Source organism: Paraburkholderia sp. PAMB 6770 (genome assembly GCF_057748135.1).
The window spans coordinates 2,600,109-2,616,801 of the sequence record NZ_CM173239.1 but is presented as its reverse complement, the minus strand read 5'-3'; the positions used below and the strand labels follow the sequence as shown (position 1 = coordinate 2,616,801).

Below are 16,693 nucleotides of genomic sequence, written 5' to 3'. Positions count from 1 at the left end.
CCTTAAGGGGAGGAGGGGCGCGTCGTGCACCACGGCGGATAGATCCGCACCGGCAGCACGGGCACAAGGAGAAGCAGCGCGATGGCGACACCCGCCATCACGCGATACAGATCGGCTGACGCGAGCACCAGCGCCTGTTCGTGGATCCGCTGCGCAAGCGTGGCGAGATCCTGGGGGGTGCCGGCAGACGCGTCCGTCGCGGCGGTGTGATTGCCGAGATAGTCCACCAGCATGGTCGAGTGGAAGCGTTCGCGCGCCGTACCCACGCCTTCGATGAGACCCGTTGCCGCCGCCGCGGCGAACGTCTTGAGCGAATTGAACATTGCGGAGGCGAACGGGCCTTCTGTGGGGGGCAAGCCGGTCGTCACGCCCATCAGGATCGACAGGATCACCATCGGTTGCGCCACGATCTGCAGTGACTGAAGCAGGTAAAAGTTCTCCCGGTTCCACGCGGGGGTCATGCGGCTGCCCATCACGCACGTGGTGGCCATCAGTACCAGTCCGATCGCCAGCACCCATCGGGAGTCCACGCTGCGGAGGTTCAGCACGGCGGCGGTCAACGGCAGCGTGATCAGGAGCGGAATCGCCACCAGCAGCGACAGCGGTGTCGTCTGCAACGGACGATACGCGTGAAGCTCGGCGAGGTAGTGGCCCGGAATGACCGCGACGCCCGCCAGCAGCACCACGGCGCCCGCGAGCGTCAGGAGTCCGTGCGTGAAATTGCGGCGGGAAAGCAGCCGGAGCCTGAAAAACGGCAGCGGATGAAACCATTCGTTGACGAGAAACGCGGCAAACAGCAGCGTGCCGCCGCACAGCATCGCGCGTATGAGCGCCGAATTCAGCCAGTCGAGGCGATCGCCTTGCAGCAGCACGATCACGAGCATCGCCACGGCGGGAAATCCTGTGAGAAATCCAATCCAGTTGAACGAACGCAGCCGTTCGAGCTTGAGCGGATCTGCCGGCAGACCGAACTGGATCGCGAGGCAACTCACGACACCCAGCGGCACGATCTGAAAGAACGCCATGCGCCAGCTGACGTATTCGGTCCATAACGCCGCGAGCGGGGTGCCGAGCGCCGGTCCGACCGTCGCGGTGAGCGCGTACCCGGCCAGTCCGTAGAGCTTGATCTTCGGCGGCAGATAGCGCAGGGCGACGATGATCAGCATGGGCGGCAGGCATCCGCCGGCGATCCCCTGCAGCACGCGCAGCGCGTACAGCGCGGGCAAATCCGGAGCGAACGGACACAGAAACCCGAAGACCAGCGCGGCGAGCACGGCGCCGATCGTGAAGCGCTTCAGCGTGAACGTCATCCCGAACCACGGCGCGAACAGCATCGTCGCGACATTGGCCGCTTCGAACAATGCGGTCAGCCAGGTGCCGTCGTCGTGGCCGATCGAGAGCGCGCCCTGAATGTCCGCCATCGCCGACGCCGTGACATGCTCGTTGAGGATGGCGAGCAAGGACGCGAGCAGCATCCCGATCAGCCCGACCGCGATACGAAGCGACAGTACCGGTTGCACCTGGGGCGAGGGCGCGGATGACGTGGGCGGCCCGAGGGCGGCCGGCTGGATTGCGGCCGACAACGGCAACTCGACTATCAAATCGTTTGCAGTACTCATAAATATTCGAAGAAAGCCTGGGTTTGAAGAAGCGGTGCATCAAGGTGTGCATCACGCGTCGGCTGAATTCCGGTGTACCGGGCCATCGCGCTATCGCACCTACATGGCGACGGGATTCATTGTCGAAGATGCGCGGGTTTTCCCGAAGTCAAAACGTGTCGTGTTTTGGGCCAAAGATCGAGCGATTTTTGCCAACGCGTCGATCAGGGGCCGGCAACCGTCCTCCGCGCGACGCGGGCGATCGCGGTGCGCGTCGCCTTCGTTGAAACCCGTCGTCGAATACGGGACGTGTCAGCGACGCTGTACGTCGTATCCGCGCTCAACGGGCAGATGCGACGGCAATATGAAATGCGCGATAGGCGTCGACCAGCGATTCGAGGCTGAATGCGCGGTTGAGTCCGCTCGGATTCGGCAAAACCCACACGCGTGCGCCGCCGAATCGTTCGGCCTGCGGCCCCCACGGAATGTCGCGCGTGCCGGAGATCGCCGCGAGCGCCATTTTCCCGAGAAAGGCGACGTAACGCGGTGCATGGTGCTCGATCTTCCGGGCGAGCCCCGAGGCCGCCGCTTCGATCTCCTCACGCGACAGTTCGCCGGCGCGCGCGGTCGGACGCGAAACCACGGTGGTGAGGCCGCAACCATACCGAAGCAGCGTATGGTCCTCTTCGGGACGAAGCCGTTCGGCGGAAAACCCGGCGAGGTGAATCACGCGCCAGAAGCGGTTGCTGCCGTTCGCAAAGTGATGACCCGCCGAGGCCGAGCCGAGCCCGGGATTGATGCCGCAAAATATCACCGACAGATGCGGCGCGAGAATGTCCGGCAGCGCCTGAACGGCCTCCACGCGCTTCACGGATGCACCCGGCCGTGCGCACTGGGCCGCTGCCCGGCCTCGCTGCGGTGGGACGGCTGCGCGTCGGCCGCGCCCCGGAACCGCTGGCGGTATTGCTGCGGCGTCACGTTCAGGCGTCGGGCGAACGTCAGGCGCATATGCGTCGCGTTGTGAAAACCGCACTGGAATGCGACGGTCTTTAGCGGCGCATCCGAGGCCTCCAGCAGCTTTCTTGCCGTGTCGACGCGAATCTGCTCGACGAATGCAGACGGCGTCACATTCGCGTGCCTGGCAAAGAGCCTCGAAAACGTCCGGCGGCTGACCGACACGGCATTGGCGAGCTGTTCGATCGACAGCGCATCGGCAATGTGCTCGGTGACATACCGGTGCACGCGGCTGATGATCGGATCCTCTTCCTTGTCCGCCGAGATGAACGGGCTGTACTGGGACTGCCCGCCTTCGCGCTGGATATAGACCACCAGTTGCTTCGCCACGCGCACCGCCATCTCGTGTCCCCAGTCTTCCGACACGAACGACAGGCACAGATCGATGCCGGCGGTCACGCCCGCGGAGGTGAACAGGCGCCCGTCGCGGATGAAGATGCGGTCCGGCTGTACCTGGGCGAGCGGAAACGCGTCGGCGAGGCGGTCCGCGACGGCCCAGTGGGTCGTCACCTGCTTGCCGTCGATCAGGCCCGCGTGTCCGAGCAGGAACGTGCCGTTGCAAACCGAGCCGAAGCGTGCCGCGCCGTGCGCCTGATCCTGCAGCCAGATCAGGACGTCGCGCGACGGCTCGGCGTCCGGCAGATGCGGGCCCCCCGCGACGAGGACCAGGTCGTATTGCGCAGCGCGGTCTGCAAAACCGGACGGAACCGACAACTGCATGCCGTTCGAGCAGCGCACGACGCCCGCGCGGCTACCCACGAGCGAGACCTCGTATTGCTGATGCGTGGGAAGGGCGGTGTTGGCTTCCGCAAAAACGTCCAGCGGGCCCGCGACGTCCAGCGCCTGCACACCATCGAATACCACAATGGCGACTTTCATGTCTGACCTTCAACAAGGGTGGGCGGCGCCGGTGGGCGTCGCGGATCAGTGTCGCATCATGGCGTCCCGGCCTGGCACGATGGGCTGCGATAACGCGCGTTGCGCCAGCTTACTGCAAGCGCCGCAGCGCAAGACCGGCCACGGCGGCAAATGACTTTTGCGTCCGTGTAAGAAGCCGGAAGAGCCGTCGCCGCGCTGGCCGAAATTGCATCGCGATTGGCCCGGCACCGCGCCACACGCGTATTTCCGCGCGCCCAGGCGCCGACTAGACTGGGTTCCGGAAACGCGGCGAAACAGAGTACCCGGAATGACGGGCGCCGCAAGGCACCTGGCGCAACTTCGGGCGCGCCAGGACGAGAGGCGATGTGCGCCTCACGATGCGCACCGGTTTCACCCGGAACCCGGCGCGACGCAAGGATGGATTCATCATGTTGATTCAGGAACGTCAGACTTCTTTTTTGTTCGGCGGAAACGCACCGTATGTCGAAGAGCAGTACGAGCGCTACCTCGCCGATCCGGCGTCGGTCACCGACGAATGGCGCGCGTATTTCGACGCGTTGCGCGAGACGCCCGCCATCGACGGCACGGATCGGGATGACGAGCCGCACGCGCCTGTCGTGTCGCGCTTCGTCGAACGGGCGAAGCAGACGCCCCGCGCGGCGTTGCCCTCTGACGATGGTCTGCGCGTCGCGCGCAAGCAGGTGGCCGTGCAGGCGCTCATCGCGGCGTTTCGCACGGTCGGCACGCGGGCTGCCCGCCTGGATCCGCTGCAATGGACGCCGCCGCGCGCGCTGGCCGAACTCACGCCCGCCTACTACGGGTTGACGGCGGCGGACATGGCCACGCGGTTCAGTACCGCCGATACGTTCTTTTTCGAGGAAGACGCGCCGCTGCAGGCGATCGTCGACGCACTCGGGCAGACGTATACGGGGACGCTGGGCGCGGAGTTCATGCATCTGACCCACGCCGACGAGCGGCGCTGGTGGCAGATGCGGCTGGAGTCGACACGGGCGCGGCCTGCGTTCGGGGCCGCGGAGCAGCACCGGATGCTCGAACGGCTGATCGCGGCGGAAGGCATCGAGAAGTATCTTCACACGCGCTTTGTCGGGCAAAAGCGATTCTCGCTGGAAGGTGCCGAATCGCTGATCGTGCTGCTCGACGAAATCGTTCGCTATGGCGCATCGAAGAAAGTCCGCACGGTCGTGATGGGCATGGCGCATCGCGGACGCCTGAACGTGCTGGTGAACGTAGTGGGCAAGCCCTTGCGTGCGCTCTTCGACGAATTCGACGGCAAGGACGTCGACGCGCTTGCGGCCGGTGACGTCAAGTACCACAAGGGCTTCAGCGGCGTCACGCAGACCGCCGACGGCCCGGTCGACGTGGTGCTGGCGTTCAACCCTTCGCATCTGGAGATCGTGAACCCGGTGGTGCAGGGCATGGCGCGCGCGACGGCGGACCGGGACGGCGGGCAAGACGGCGCAGCAGTGCTGCCGGTCGAGATTCACGGCGACGCGGCGATATCCGGGCAGGGCATCGTGATGGAAACGCTGAGCTTGTCCTATACGCGCGGACATGGGACCGGCGGCACCGTGCACGTGGTCGTGAACAACCAGATCGGCTTCACGACTTCGGACCCGCGCGATACGCGTTCGTCGTTCTACTCGACCGACGTCGCCAAGATGATCGAGGCGCCGATCCTGCACGTCAACGCCGACGATCCCGAGAGCGTCGCCATGGCGGTGCGCCTCGCGCTCGACTATCGGACGGCGTTCAGGCGCAGCGTCGTCATCGATCTGGTCTGCTTCCGCAAGCACGGGCATCAGGAACAGGACACCCCTGCGATCACGCAGCCTCTGATGTATCGCGCGATCGCGGCTCATCCGGGTGTGAAGACGCTGTTTGCGACAAGCCTGATTGCGCAAGGCGTGCTGAGTGCCGGGCAGGTCGAGGACGACGTGCGGGCGTGGCGCGACACGCTCGATCGCGCATACGGCAGCGGCTCCGGCGAGGCGTCGGCTGCGGCGTCTGCCGCAGCCGAACCGCGTCAGTACAGCGCGCCGTCGCCGGCGCACCTGCGAGACCTCGCGCAACGGATTGCACACGTACCGGACGGGTTCGAGCTTCATCCGCTGGTGGGCAGAATGATGGCAGCACGGCGCGAGATGGCGGCCGGGCAGAAGCCGCTGGACTGGGGGATGGGAGAACATCTGGCGTTTGCCTCATTGCTGGGTGCCGGCACGGATGTCCGGTTGAGCGGGCAGGACAGCGAGCGAGGCACGTTCAATCATCGTCACGCGGTCCTTCACGATCAGCGGCGCACCCGCCGTGCGGACGGCGTATTCGTTCCGCTCGATCATGTCGCGCCCACGCAGGGGCGCTTCGGCGTGAGCAACTCCATTCTCTCGGAGGCCGCGGTGCTGGCATTCGAGTACGGCTACTCGATTGTGAATCGCGATGCACTCGTGATCTGGGAGGCGCAGTTCGGCGATTTTGCGAACGGCGCGCAGGTGGTGATCGACCAGTTCATCGCGGCCGGCGCGGCCAAGTGGGGGCAGCGCAGCGGGCTGACGCTGTTCCTGCCTCATGGCCAGGAAGGGCAAGGACCGGAACACGCGTCGGCGCGGCTCGAACGCTATCTTCAGCTAAGTGCTCAGGATAACTTGCGGATAGTGCAGCCGACGACACCCGCACAGCTGTTCCATGTGCTGAGGATGCAGGCGCTCGCGTTCGACCGCCGGCCGCTCGTCGTGATGACGCCGAAGTCGCTGTTGCGCCACCCGGCGGCGGTCAGCACGCTCGACGAACTCGCTCACGGCGCGTTTCAGGCGATTCTCGTGAACGCGGGAGACGAGCCGCTGCGGACGTCCGACGTCGAACGCGTCATCGTCGCCTCGGGGAAGGTCTACTACGACCTGCTCGAACACCGCCGCGCGTCCGGCATCGGCAATATGCCGCTCATCCGTGTCGAACAGTTGTACCCGTTTCCGTCCGGGCAACTGGCGGCCGAACTCGCCCGCTATCCGAAGCTGAAAGAAGTCGTCTGGTGCCAGGAAGAATCGCGCAACCAGGGCGCGTGGCGCCACGTCGAGCCGCAATTGCGCGAGATCGCGCCGGCGGGTGCGGCACTCGCGTACGCGGGCCCCGACGAGTCCGCCTCCACGGCGCCAGGCCATCACGCGGCGCACGTGGCGCGGCAGAAGGCGCTGGTTTCGCGTGCGTTTGGGGAGTAACAGCGAATGCGCGTCGCGATGATGCTGTATGCCGGGTTCCGTCTGCTCGAGGTGAGCGGACCGTTGGACGTGTTTCATGAAGCAAACCGCCTGGTCGGCGACGGGTTCTACGAACCGCATCTGGTCGGACCGTCTCGCGCTCCGGTCATGTGCTCGAACGGAACGGCGGTGAGTACCACGGCGTCCCTCGCCGATGCACCGGCTTCGTTCGACATCGTCCTGATACCCGGCGCCCCGTCCGTCGGCGCGGCGCACGAGCACCGGGAACTGGTGGACTGGCTCCATGAAAGCGGCCGCCGTGCGCAACGGCTCGCGTGCGTGTCCAACGGCGCGTTTCTGCTCGCGCGGGCCGGCCTCGCCGATCATCGCCGGCTGACCACGCATCGGCGCGACGCGCAGCGTCTTGCAAACGAACATCCGCGCGTTCACGTGATGACGGGCCTGAGTTGCCTGAAAGACGGCAATCTCTATTCGGCCGAAGGCGTAAGCGCGGGTATCCGTCTCGCGCTGGCGCTCGTCGGCGAGGATCTCGGCACAAGCGTGGTCGCGCGCATCGCCGCAGCAGGGCGACAGTCGCCGCCACAGTCGGGCAACGCTTCGGCGGAGCCGTTGCGTGTACAACCTCCTTTTCCCCATTGAGGGTCGAGCTTCATGATTGACGCGAATCTGATTCACAAGGCACTCGCCAACCCTTTCCGGCGCGACATTCTCGCGTGGCTGAAGACGCCGGAAGGCGTGTTCGGACGCGGACCGGTTCATTTTGGCCACGGCGTGCCGCCGAGCGCGATTCATGCGCACAGCGGCCTGTCGCAATCGACCGTATCCACGCACATCGCGATGCTGATGTCGGCCGGACTGCTCGTCTCGACCCGTGTGGGGCAGTGGACCTTTCTGTCCAGAAACGAAGCGGTCATACGCGCGTTTGCCGAGCAGGTCTGTTTGCATCTTTGACCCGCAGCGTCTTTGCTGCGAGGGCGTTGCGATTTGTTCGCGTGACGCAAGACTCTTGGTCCATGGTGGGTGTTCGAAATCGGCAGGCGCGCGCATACAGTGCATATCCATCGGATCCGTCGATTCGACCGGCCGTCAGGCCGATACCTATCTGATTTCGAGGCATATCATGAGCAACTCCAAGGTCATCATCGTTACGGGCGCATCGCAAGGCATCGGCGCGCAGACGGTCGACGCGTTTCTCGCGCAAGGTCATCGGGTCGTCGCGACGTCGCGCTCGATCGCACCGTCGAATAACGCCAATCTCGTCACGGTCGCCGGCGACATCGGCGACGCCGACGTCGCGCGACGCGTGATCGAGGCCGCGATGGAGCACTTCGGCCGCATCGACACGCTCGTCAACAACGCGGGCATTTTCATCGCGAAGCCGTTCACGCAGTACACCGCGCAAGACTACGCGGCGATCGTGAACGTCAATCTGACGGGCTTCTTCAACATCACGCAACTCGCGATCGAGCAGATGCGCAAGAGCGGAAGCGGTCACATTGCCACCATCACGACGAGCCTGACGGATCATGCGATCAGCGGCGTGCCGTCGGTGCTCGCATCGCTGTCGAAGGGCGGCCTGAACGCAGCGACCAAATCGCTGGCGATCGAATATGCGAAGGACGGCATTCGCGTCAATGCGGTGTCGCCGGGCGTGATCAAGTCGCCGATGCATCCGGCCGACACGCATGAATGGCTCGCGGCGCTGCATCCGGTGGGCCGCATGGGTGAAATGCAGGATATCGTCGACGCCCTGCTGTATCTCGATTCGGCGCAGTTCGTGACCGGCGAGATCCTGCACGTCGACGGCGGCCAAAGCGCGGGCCACTAGGCGAGTGACTGAGCGCGGGTCACCGGGCGCCGGCCTGCGGCGCTCAGTGCTTGCGCTTCTCGCGTGTTTGCCCCAGATGCTCGACGAGGAAATCGACGAACACCCGCACACGCGACGACAGATAACGTGCATGGGGATAAAGCAGAATGAAGGGGCGCGTGCGGCCGCCGCGCTCCTTCAGCACTTCCACGAGCCGGCCGTTCCGAAGGTCTTCGTCGACGACGAAGCGGTACACCTGAAACAGCCCCGCGCCGCTTCGCGCGAGGGTCGCCCCAGCAAGAAAGTCCCCCGACGTGCCGTAATTGCCGTTCGTGATCACGTCGGCTTCGCCTGCTCCATCGTGGAAAGTCCACGGAATATTGCGTCCGCTGCTCGGCAACTCGAACTGAATGCACTCGTGCGACTGCAGCGCCTCGATGGACTTCGGCACGCCCGCACGCTTCAGATAGTCCGGCGCCGCCACCACGACGAGTTCGGCGTCTTCGAGCTTGCGCGCCACGAGGCTCGAATCGGCCGGCGCGCGGCCGCGTATCGCAAGATCGAATCCTTCATCCGCGAAGTCGATGTTGCGGTTGCTCAAATGCGTCTCGACCTGCACTTGCGGATACTGCGCGCGAAACGCGGGCAGCAGCGGCAGCACCCGGTAGTGCCCATAAGGCGTCGGCATGCTGATCCTGAGCATGCCGGCCGGCGTCGTCTGCTGGCCCGTCACTTCACGCTCCGCGTCGACCAGTTGCGATAGCGCGGCGCGGCTCTGCTCGAAATAGCGCCGCCCGGAATCCGTCAGGCGGATCTGGCGCGTGGTTCTTACGAAAAGCCGTACACCCAGGCGCTCTTCGAGGCGCGCGACCGACCGGCTGACCGCCGCCGGCGTGACGCTCGCGGCCGTGGCGGCCAGGGTGAAGCTGCCGAGCTCCGCCGCGAGGCAGAACAGTTCGATGCTGCCCAGCAGCAAATCGTCGAATTTGCGTTGCATGTGGGGTTCCGTGCTGTCGTCGGTGAATGTGCCACGGCATCGGACGGGGCAGACAGGACGTGCCCGGCCGCGGATCGCATGCGTGAAAGTGTGCCCGAATATCGGGCCGGCAACCAGCGGAGCGCGGGCATTCGTTACATTGCGTCGCGAGACATTTTCCGCTTCGGCATTTACCCCGTACCGACGCAAAAGTACAGTGCGTGACAGGCGGCCGGTCCCGTGGCGCAGCAAGCTGCGCCGGCCTTTTCGACACCTGAAACGTAAGAGGAATGATATGGACATCGAACAGAAACTCGCGGAACGCGGCCTGACCCTGCCCGCGCCGCCGGCGCCGCTCGGAGCCTATACGGCGGTCAGCGAAGCAGGCGATCTGCTGTTTATTTCGGGGCAGGTGCCGATCGCGGCCGGGAAGATGATCTATGCGGGGCGCGTCGGCGAGCATCTGACGCTCGAACAAGGGCAGCACGCCGCGCAGCTCGCGGCGTTGAACGTGCTCGCGCAGATCCGCCAGCATCTGGGCGGATTCGAACGACTGCATCATATCGTCCGCGTCGAAGGGCACGTGAGCAGCGCGGACGGCTTTCACGACCAGCCGGCCGTGATCGACGGCGCGTCGGCGCTGTTCGCCGCGGTGCTGGGCGAGAAGGCCGGCCACGCGCGCTCGGCGTTTTCGCACGGACAGTTGCCGGCGAACGCGGCGGTCGTGCTGGTCGTCATCGCACAGATTCTGCCGGCCTGAGCGCAGGTCGCGCGCGGTGCGGGAGCACCGGCGCGCGCTTGCGCCGACGGGTCAATGGCCGCCCGCACCGGCCGCGCCGGCGCTGCCGCCCTTCGCCGGCTTCGTGAGCCAGATGAGTGGAATGATCGCGATGAAGATCACCGCCGAGAGCCAGAAAATATCGTCGAGACCCAGCATTGCAGCCTGCGCTGTCAGCGAGTGTTCGAAGAACGCAAGCGCCTGTTGCGGACTGCCGCCGAGCACGCTGCGCAGCGTATCGAGCGACGAAAGAAACACTGGATTGTCCACGCTCGCGCGCTCGGCGAGACGCGCGTGATGGAAGATCGTGCGGTCGTTCCACCCCGTGGCCGCCAGCGACGTGCCGATCGCGCCCGCGAAGACGCGCGCGAAGTTGGACAGTCCTGCGGCCGCGGGAATCTTGTCCGGCGACAGCCCCGACAGGATGATGGCGGTAAGCGGCACGAAGAAGAGCGCAGTCGGGATACCCTGCAATAGCGTCGGCAGCACGAGCGTCACCGTATCGACGCCGGTCGTGTAATACGAGCGCATGAAGAACACCGCCGCGAAGCCGAGAAAGGCCATTGTCGCGAGCACGCGTGCGTCCGAGCGCGGCATCACTTTGGCCATTACCGGCGCGAGCAGCACGGCGAACACGCCGAGCGGCGCGGTCACGAGGCCGGCGTCGACCGCCCGGTAGTTCAGGTAAGCCTGCATCCATTGCGGCAACAGCACGAGATTCGAAAAGAAGACGGCGTATGCGACTGAAATCGCCACCGTGCCGCCGAGAAAATTGCGCCCGGCAAAGAGCCGCAGATCGACAATCGGCGTTCGTTCGGTCAGCTCCCAGATCACGAAGAACACGAACGTCACGAGCGCAAACACGCCGAGCATGACGATCACGGGCGAATTGAACCAGTCGAGGTCCTTGCCCTTGTCGAGCATGATCTGTAGCGAGCCGACCCAGCCGATCAGCGCGAGGAGCCCGATCTTGTCGATCGGCAGGCGCTTGACCGGCGTCTCGCGGGTGCGGTAGATCGCCCACGTCACGCCGGCCGCGAACAGGCCGACCGGGACGTTGATATAGAAGATCCACGACCACGAGTAGCTGTCCGTGATCCAGCCGCCGAGCGCCGGCCCCGCGATCGGGCCGACGGTGGCGGTCATCGCCCACAGCGCGAGCGCATGCGAGCTCTTTTCCTTCGGATAGGTGTTGAGCAGAATCGCCTGCGAGAGCGGGATCAGCGGGCCGGCCACCGCGCCCTGCACGATGCGTGCGCCGAGCAGCACCGTCAGGTTCGGCGCGATGCCGCACAGCCACGACGACAGCACGAAGAGCAGGATTGCGCTGACGAAGAGCCGGATTTGCCCGACCCGCTGCGTGAGCCAGCCGGTAAGCGGAATCGAAATGGCGTTCGCCGCGGCGAACAGCGTGATGACCCAGGTTCCTTCGTCGATCGATACTCCGAGATTGCCGGAGATCGTCGGAATGGCGACGTTCGCAATCGACGAGTCGAGCACGTTCATGAAGGTTGCGAGGGCGACCGCCAGCGTCGCGAGCGCGAGCTTGCCGCCAGTCAGCGGCGGGTGTGTGGCGGGATGTGTCGGGTTGTGCATGGTGTCACCTGAATGCGTGTCGGAGAAGCCGTGACGAAGATTTATCAGACCTGTCAGTTAATTGGACGCGAAACGTCGTGCCGTTATGCCGTCGCGCCATGCGTCAGCCGGCGGCCCGCGCGTTGCCAGGCTTCGTCACCGGCTGCCGCGCCGGACCCGTGGCTGCCGCCTGTGTCAGCGGCAGATTGCGTGCAACGATCCGTGCGATCTCGGCGTCCGCCTGTTCGCCTTCGTCCGCGAACACGTCGGTGTGGTAGGTCGGGAGCAGGGCCGCGCCGAGCCGTGGGCCCGAGTCGTCGTGGGTGTCGACGTCGACGTTCATCGAGAGCCCGATGCGCAGCGGGTGCGCCGCCAGTTCGCGCGGATCGAGCTGGATTCGCGCGGGCAGGCGCTGCACGATCTTGATCCAGTTGCCCGTTGCGTTCTGTGCGGGCAGCACGGCGAACGCCGCGCCGGTGCCCGCCGAGAAGCCGACGACGCGTCCGTGATACACGACGCCGGAACCATAGGCATCGGCCGTGAGCGTGACGGGCTGGCCGATGCGCATGCGCCGCAACTGGACTTCCTTGAAGTTCGCATCGACCCAGACGCCGTTGAGCGGCACGATCGCGAGCAGCGGGGTGCCTGGCGAAACGCGCTGGCCGACCTGGACCGAGCGTTGCGCGATATAGCCGGTCACGGGCGCGGGCAGCGTGTCGCGCGCGGCGTTCAGGTAGGCGGCACGCACGTCGGCCTCGGCGGCGATGACGTCCGGATGCTGGGCGATCGTCGTGCGATCGGTGAGCACGCGGTTTGCGTCGGCCCGCTCGCGCGCGGCGTCGAGCGCGGCGCGTGCGGTGTTTACCGTGTCGCGCGCATGGGCGAGGTCTTCGGCGGATACCGCGCCGGTCGCGGCGACGGCTTCGCGTCGCTGGAGGTCGGCCAGCGCGCGAGCGAGATCGGACTCGCGTCCGGCGACGTTCGCCGCATAGAACGCGTCGTCCGCATACAGTCCGCTCACCTTGCGCACCGTGCGGGCGAGCGTTGCCTCGCTACGCTGGAGCGCGACGCGCGCGTCCGCGTGGTCGAGCGACACCACTGTTTCGCCCTGGTGGACGATCTGCGTGTCGTCCGCATTCACCGCGATCACGGTGCCGCTCACCTGAGGCGTGAGCTGCACGAGATTGCCGCTCACGTAGGCATCGTCGGTGGTCTCATGAAAGCGCCCGATCGTGTCGTAGTACGCGCCATAGGCCGCACCGGACACGGTGACTGCGGCGGCAAGCAGCGACAGCAGCAGCTTGCGCTTGCCGGACGGCGGCGTGGGGCGCGCGGGCGGCGGGGCGCCTTCCGGCGCGCGCGGCGGCGATGCGGCGTGGCGCGCTTCGTCGGTGTGGGGGGGCGCGGTGCGCTCGGCTGCGTATTCATCGTGCGAGATCTCGCTCATGTTGGGCTCCAGGCGAAAGACAAGAGGGCGCGGCTTAGCGCGCGGTATCGGTAGAGGGTTGGGCCGCGGCGTCCTGCACCGCATGCGACGGATCGACATAGCCGCCGCCGAGCGCCGACGCGAGCGCGATCTGGCGGTCGCGCCGGTCCATTTCGAGGTTGGCGACGCGGCGCTCGTCGTCGAGCACGTTCGCGTCCGCGTTCAACACCGTGAGCTGGTTCGCGAGGCCGGCGCGGTACTGCACGACCGCAAGCCGGTCCGCGTCCCGCGCGCAGGCCTGCGCGGTGCGCGCATCGGCAAGCTGCGCGTCGATCGAGCGGATCTGTGCAAGCTGCGTGGCGACGTCGGCGAACGCGGACACCAGCGTCTGGTTATACGACGCGACGGCGTAGTCATATTGCGCATAGCGGTCTTTCAACTGGGCGCGCAGCGCGCCCGCGTCGAAGATCGGCAGATGCAGCGCCGGTCCCGCCGAGGCGAAGCGGCTGCCCGCCGTGAGGAAGCGGCCGAAGCCGAACGCGTCGAGCCCGATTGCCGCACTCAGGTTGAGGTCGGGATAGAACTCGGCCTTCGCTTCCTTGACGCCGTGCGACAGCGCCTCGATACGCCAGCGCGCGGCAACGAGGTCGGGGCGGCGGCTCACGAGATCGGCCGGCAGGTCGTCCGGAACCTGAATTGCGTCGCTCGCGCGAAGCGCGGGACGCGCGATCGCGAGCCCGCGGTCCGGGCCCGCGCCGACGAGCGCCGCGAGGCGGTAGCGCGTCGTGAGGATGTCGCCGTCGAGCGCCGCAAGCGACGTGCGGCTCGCCGCGAGATCGGCTCGCGCGGTTTCGCGTTCGACTTCGCTATCGAGTCCCGTCGCAATGCGGCGCCCGGTGATCTGGTCGATCGATGCGCGCCGCGCCACTTCGGCTTGCGCAATGTCGCGCAGCGCGTAGAGCCGCGCGAGATCGTTGTAGGTGCGCGCGATCGACGTCGTCAGCGTGAGCTTCACGACTTCGGCGTCCGCGCGGCTCGCTTGCCACTGCGACAGCGCGGACTTCAGCGCTTCACGGTGCTTGCCCCACAGGTCGAGGTCGTACGAGGCCGACAGCAGGCCTTCGTTCCCGGTTTCCCAGGCACCGGCATAGGGCGGCGGAACCAGCGCGTTGCCGGTATATTGCTGACGGGTCAGAGAATAGGACGCGTCGATGCGCGGCATCGTGCTGGCACGTGCCGATTCTCCGAGCGCGGCGGCCGCGGCGACGCGCGCGCGCGCTTCGGCGACCGTCGGGTTGCCGCGCAATGCTTCGTCGATCAGCGCCTGCAACTGGGGATCGCCGAACGGCGCGGCCCAGTTTGCGGCCGGCCACCGGCCATGATCCGCCGGGATGCTCTGCGCGGTGCCGAGCGTCTGCGCCGGCATGATCCGGCTGTGGGCGCGAATGCCGGCGTAGTTGGCGCATGCGCTCAGCACGAGGGCGGATACCAGCGCCATGCCGCGCGCTGCGATGGGCCGCATACCCGGCCATTTAATCTGCAATTTCATTTTCTGACCTGTCAAATAAATAGGCAAAAAAAGACCGCATCAGTCTTCGAGAAATTTGTCGAGCAGACGGCGGAACTCTTCGAACTCGGCCTTGGTGAAGCGCTTCAGGCGGGCGTTCAGCACGGCGGGCGCGATAGACGGAATGCGCTCGGCGGCCGCCAGGCCCGCCTTTGTCAGCGCCAGGTTGACGACGCGGCGATCTTCGAGGTTGCGCGACCGCTTGAGCAGGCCCTTGGTTTCGAGCTTGTCGAGCAGGCGGGTCATCAGGCCCGTATCGATGCCGAGCAGCCTGGACAGTTCGAACGGCGTGGTCGCGATCTTGCGCTGCAGCGACAGCATGATGCCCATCTGCTGGCTCGTGATGTCCAGTTCCTTGAGCGCGGCGTCCATCTCGGCCACGAGCAGGTTGCGCGCCTTGTTGATCGCGAAGCCGATGCTCTGGGTGAGGGTGAAGGTGCCTTTCGTGTAATGGTCCATGATCCGCATTCCGCAAGTTGACGGACAGAACAATATCTGCAAAGTCAGATATGTGCAAGTGGAATTTTAGCGTTTTTTGAGGGACGGTTTCCGGCAGGTCCGGCGCGTCACCCGTGCGGTGCCGCAACGCACCGCACCGCCGGCGCTGGGCCGGCAGCCGCTGCAAAATCGTCCAATACTTCCGGCAGGCGTGCGGCTAGCATTTTCTGCGATTGCTTCGTCAGGAGAAAGCCCTTGCTAGTCCCTACCTGTAACGACCTGCAATCAAAGCTGGCCGGACCTGCAATCGACGGAATTTTCGGCCAGCATTAACTGCAACTGACGGCGCGCGCGAACCCGGATTATCTGCAACTGAAAAAGCGCTGAATCACAATGCGCCGGGTCTGAGCCTCAGCGTTCGCGATACGGCGTCCCATAGCGCAACGGCTTCGCCGGTGGTGAGGGAGGGTGGGTCAAATTTTACAAACTGCCCCTGAACCTCGTACTGACCGCCGGTGCTCAACCCCATCGAGAAGTATGGCGAGGCAGGTCTGCTCGTGGTTTCGTTGACGGCAATCGAGAAGGTGTCGCCACGTCCATCCCCCGGTTTCAGGCTTTCGTATAACCATTCTGTAGCCTTAAGGCCCGACAATTCCAGGGCCCCTTTGCGGACGTCCTTACCCCTCATGGCCTTGAGTGCCGCGCGCGCTTCGGCACTGTCGGCGTGCTGCGCTACGGTCGTGTCGTCAAGGAAATCAGGCGAGGTGAACATGTTCCAGATTACGTCTCGCATGTGAGTTGGGCTGAAGAACCCGGCATTCACCTCTTCGTTGCTTCCCGCTGGCGCTGGCAGAAATCCCCCTGCAAAGCACACGCCCGGCTCAGTCGGAATGTCGTCCGGGGAGCGTCCACGCAGCTTTTCCAGCAGGCTGAACATCACCGCTGTTTTCTCGGGAACTTCGTTCTTCACGTCGAACTGCTTGACGATGGGATCACTACTCCTGTCTGGATTGGTGTAGTCGTAGGTTTTTACCTTCAGCAGGAAGCGATAACCCCGATCCCACTTGTAGCCCTCTATATATCGCCTGTTCGGGGCTTCGTAGATAGTGCCGCGATGGATAAAGTAGTAGGTGTTTTCTCCGCGCGCCTTGCCTGCCTCATACAGGAACGGATACGCATCCCGGCTCTTCGTTGCTTTCAACACTACCTCGCGCTGCGCAATTTCCTGCCGCCACGCATTTTCCGTCATCGCCTTTGCCTCGATGCTGACGCCCTGTATCTTCGCGTAGCCGGATTCCTCGGCTTCCCCCGGCATGTCGATCAGATAGCGGCCCACACACCGCGTTTTGAGATTCGCAGTCAGTTCAGTCACGGTTAGCTTTTCCTGTTGGCTCAGCGGTGCCGC

At 65.3% G+C, this 16,693-nt stretch carries 14 protein-coding genes; 5 read left to right on the top strand and 9 right to left on the bottom strand.

The genetic code is table 11. The features are described from left to right. Positions 1–2 precede the first annotated feature (2 nt). From AC3AP7_RS29215 to AC3AP7_RS29205, 3 genes are all read right to left on the bottom strand, one after another. Positions 3–1,619: an MFS transporter gene (locus AC3AP7_RS29215; protein WP_487363774.1), complete on the bottom strand. Its 1,617-nt coding sequence runs from the start codon at positions 1,617–1,619 to the stop codon at positions 3–5. 319 nt (positions 1,620–1,938) lie between these two features. Then, positions 1,939–2,469, bottom strand: coding sequence for a G/U mismatch-specific DNA glycosylase (gene mug / locus AC3AP7_RS29210; protein WP_487363773.1), 531 nt, complete (start codon positions 2,467–2,469; stop codon positions 1,939–1,941). After that, a complete protein-coding gene (locus tag AC3AP7_RS29205; protein WP_487363772.1) occupies positions 2,466–3,491 on the bottom strand; it encodes a GlxA family transcriptional regulator in 1,026 nt (341 codons plus the stop codon). The genes mug and AC3AP7_RS29205 overlap by 4 nt, the downstream gene beginning before the upstream one ends. A 428-nt stretch (positions 3,492–3,919) precedes the next feature. Here AC3AP7_RS29205 and AC3AP7_RS29200 point away from each other — a divergent pair, with 428 nt between their 5' ends. The 4 genes from AC3AP7_RS29200 (at position 3,920) to AC3AP7_RS29185 (ending at position 8,549) form a co-directional block, all read left to right on the top strand. Further along, complete coding sequence (locus tag AC3AP7_RS29200; protein WP_487363771.1) at positions 3,920–6,721, top strand: 2-oxoglutarate dehydrogenase E1 component; 2,802 nt, start codon at positions 3,920–3,922, stop codon at positions 6,719–6,721. Between the two features lie 6 nt (positions 6,722–6,727). Then, positions 6,728–7,360: an AraC family transcriptional regulator gene (locus AC3AP7_RS29195; RefSeq protein WP_487363770.1), complete on the top strand. Its 633-nt coding sequence runs from the start codon at positions 6,728–6,730 to the stop codon at positions 7,358–7,360. 12 nt (positions 7,361–7,372) lie between these two features. Next, positions 7,373–7,672 carry an ArsR/SmtB family transcription factor gene (locus AC3AP7_RS29190; protein ID WP_487363769.1) on the top strand — a complete coding sequence of 100 codons (300 nt, stop codon included), beginning with the start codon at positions 7,373–7,375 and terminating at the stop codon, positions 7,670–7,672. Between the two features lie 169 nt (positions 7,673–7,841). Beyond that, positions 7,842–8,549 carry an SDR family NAD(P)-dependent oxidoreductase gene (locus AC3AP7_RS29185; RefSeq protein WP_487363768.1) on the top strand — a complete coding sequence of 236 codons (708 nt, stop codon included), beginning with the start codon at positions 7,842–7,844 and terminating at the stop codon, positions 8,547–8,549. 43 nt (positions 8,550–8,592) lie between these two features. On the opposite strand, the gene AC3AP7_RS29180 is transcribed toward AC3AP7_RS29185, so the two are convergent. Further along, complete coding sequence (locus AC3AP7_RS29180) at positions 8,593–9,525, bottom strand: LysR family transcriptional regulator (protein ID WP_487363767.1); 933 nt, start codon at positions 9,523–9,525, stop codon at positions 8,593–8,595. A 274-nt stretch (positions 9,526–9,799) separates the two neighbouring features. Between AC3AP7_RS29180 and AC3AP7_RS29175 the strand changes: the two genes are divergently transcribed. After that, positions 9,800–10,264 (top strand): RidA family protein, encoded by a 465-nt coding sequence (locus tag AC3AP7_RS29175; RefSeq protein WP_487363766.1) that lies wholly within the window; start codon positions 9,800–9,802, stop codon positions 10,262–10,264. Between the two features lie 51 nt (positions 10,265–10,315). Here AC3AP7_RS29175 and AC3AP7_RS29170 read toward each other — a convergent pair whose 3' ends face one another. The 5 genes from AC3AP7_RS29170 to AC3AP7_RS29150 all read right to left on the bottom strand — a co-directional run bounded on the left by AC3AP7_RS29170 (position 10,316) and on the right by AC3AP7_RS29150 (position 16,660). Continuing rightward, on the bottom strand, positions 10,316–11,878 hold the full coding sequence (locus tag AC3AP7_RS29170) for a DHA2 family efflux MFS transporter permease subunit (RefSeq protein WP_487363765.1): 1,563 nt from the start codon (positions 11,876–11,878) through the stop codon (positions 10,316–10,318). 103 nt (positions 11,879–11,981) lie between these two features. Next, positions 11,982–13,304 (bottom strand): EmrA/EmrK family multidrug efflux transporter periplasmic adaptor subunit, encoded by a 1,323-nt coding sequence (locus tag AC3AP7_RS29165; protein WP_487363764.1) that lies wholly within the window; start codon positions 13,302–13,304, stop codon positions 11,982–11,984. A gap of 34 nt (positions 13,305–13,338) precedes the next feature. Further along, positions 13,339–14,781: an efflux transporter outer membrane subunit gene (locus AC3AP7_RS29160; RefSeq protein WP_487363763.1), complete on the bottom strand. Its 1,443-nt coding sequence runs from the start codon at positions 14,779–14,781 to the stop codon at positions 13,339–13,341. Positions 14,782–14,871: 90 nt separating this feature from the next. Continuing rightward, a complete protein-coding gene (locus AC3AP7_RS29155) occupies positions 14,872–15,309 on the bottom strand; it encodes a MarR family winged helix-turn-helix transcriptional regulator (protein ID WP_487363762.1) in 438 nt (145 codons plus the stop codon). 367 nt (positions 15,310–15,676) lie between these two features. Further along, on the bottom strand, positions 15,677–16,660 hold the full coding sequence (locus tag AC3AP7_RS29150; RefSeq protein WP_487363761.1) for a T6SS immunity protein Tli4 family protein: 984 nt from the start codon (positions 16,658–16,660) through the stop codon (positions 15,677–15,679). Positions 16,661–16,693: the final 33 nt, after the last annotated feature.